This window comes from Rhizobacter sp. (assembly GCF_031412495.1).
GTDB lineage: Bacteria > Pseudomonadota > Gammaproteobacteria > Burkholderiales > Burkholderiaceae_C > Schlegelella_A.
This window is the reverse complement of sequence record NZ_JANODC010000419.1, coordinates 1-1736: the sequence shown is the minus strand read 5'-3', so window position 1 is coordinate 1736 and position 1736 is coordinate 1. Positions and strand designations below refer to the sequence as shown.

Annotated in this window: 4 protein-coding genes; 3 read left to right on the top strand and 1 reads right to left on the bottom strand. The window is 68.4% G+C overall.

Going from position 1 to position 1736, the window contains the following annotated elements:
- From AC30N0_RS15465 to AC30N0_RS15455, 3 genes are all read left to right on the top strand, one after another.
- Positions 1 to 430: formate--tetrahydrofolate ligase (locus AC30N0_RS15465; protein WP_489518794.1), on the top strand; the 430-nt coding region annotated here is incomplete at its 5' end.
- A 142-nt stretch (positions 431 to 572) separates the two neighbouring features.
- On the top strand, positions 573 to 899 hold the full coding sequence (locus AC30N0_RS15460; protein WP_489518793.1) for a CopG family ribbon-helix-helix protein: 327 nt from the start codon (positions 573 to 575) through the stop codon (positions 897 to 899).
- Positions 900 to 906: 7 nt separating this feature from the next.
- On the top strand, positions 907 to 1203 hold the full coding sequence (locus AC30N0_RS15455; protein ID WP_489518792.1) for a type II toxin-antitoxin system RelE/ParE family toxin: 297 nt from the start codon (positions 907 to 909) through the stop codon (positions 1201 to 1203).
- Positions 1204 to 1334: 131 nt separating this feature from the next.
- On the opposite strand, the gene AC30N0_RS15450 is transcribed toward AC30N0_RS15455, so the two are convergent.
- The coding region (locus AC30N0_RS15450; RefSeq protein WP_489518791.1) for a methionine adenosyltransferase domain-containing protein at positions 1335 to 1736 on the bottom strand (402 nt) is incomplete at its 5' end.

Below are 1736 nucleotides of genomic sequence, written 5' to 3'. Positions count from 1 at the left end.
GGGTGCCGAGGCGCTGGCGCGCGAGGTGGTGCGCGTCGTCGAAACGCACACGCCGACGCTGCGCTTCGTCTACGCCGACAGCGACACCCTGTGGCAGAAGGCGGAAGCCATCGCGCGCAAGATCTATGGCGCCGACAGCGTGAGCGCCGACGCGAAGGTCCGGGCGCAGCTGCAACGCCTGCAGGACGGTGGCTACGGCCACTTCCCCGTGTGCATCGCCAAGACGCAGTACTCGTTCTCGACCGACCCGAGCCTGCGCGGCGCGCCCACCGGCCACGTGCTGAACATCCGCGAGGTACGGCTCGCGGCAGGCGCCGAATTCGTGGTGCTGGTGTGCGGCGAGATCATGACGATGCCAGGCCTGCCGAAAGTGCCGTCGTCGGCAGCGATCGATGTCGACGACGACGGGCGGATCGTCGGGTTGTTTTAAGAAAGAGGCCTGAAGTCTGAATTCGTCCACAAATGGGGTACCGACAGCCCCGCCTTCGGCCTCAACGAACGCGCTGCATCGGTGTGACGGCGAGGTGTAGCACATATGTGCTACGCTGTTCTCATCCGATGGGAGCCTGCACATGAGCACGACAACCGTTCGATTGCCCGACCGCCTGAAAGCTCGGGTGGAGCGCCTGGCGGCGGCGCGGGGTTCGACCGCGCACGCGTTCATGCTCGATGCCATCGCCGAGGCTGCCGAACGACTCGAGCGGCAACAGTCGTTCGAGGCTGAAGCCACGCGGCGCTTGAAGGAAATGGCGCGGTCCGGCGAGTTCTTGACCCACGACGACCTGCGCGCCTACGCCGCCGCGCTAGCGCGAGGCGAGCAGCCCGAGTCTCCCAAGCCGCGCAGGATGACGCCGCAGGAACAGGCCCGTATGCGGGCGTCGCTGCGGCGCACGGACTGAAGCCGGGGTGACGACGGTCCGGTATGCCCACCGGTTGGCCGAAGACGTCGCTTGCATCGCCGAGCATCTGGCCGCGCACGACGCGGTTCGCATCGGCGAGCGGCTCGACGAGGTGTTCGAGGCGCTGCGGATCCTGGAGCGCCACCCTCTGATCGGGCGCAAGTCCCGCCCCACCCGCCGTGAGCTGGTGATCGGGCGAGGCAATCGTGGCTACGTGGCGCTGTACCGCTACGACGAAGTCGATGACGTCGTCGAGTTGCTCGCGCTGCGGGGGCAGAAGGAGGCGGGGTTCGACGAACGCTGAAGGGCCTACAGCCCCGCAGCAGCCCGCAGCACCTTGGCCTTGTGGCTCCGGCCGGCGCTGCGCGCCTTCACATCGCGGCGCGATGTGAGCCTCGCCGCAAAGCAGCCGGGTCGCTCGCGCGACCGCTGGCCTTAAAGGCCAGCCGCTGCACGCAGCGCGGCTGCCTTGTCGGTCCGCTCCCACGTGAACTCCGGCTCCTCGCGGCCGAAGTGGCCGTACGCCGCGGTCTTCTCGTAGATCGGCCGCAGCAGGTCGAGCATCTGGATGATGCCCTTGGGCCGCAGATCGAAGTGCTCGGCCACCAGGGCCTCGATCTTTTCGTCGCTGATCACGCCGGTGCCTTCGGTGTACACCGTCACGTTCATCGGCCGCGCCACGCCGATCGCGTAGGCCACCTGGATCTGGCATTGCCGGGCCAAGCCGGCGGCGACGATGTTCTTGGCGACGTAGCGCGCGGCGTAGGCGGCCGAGCGGTCGACCTTGGTCGGATCCTTGCCCGAGAACGCGCCGCCGCCGTGCGGGCAGGCGCCGCC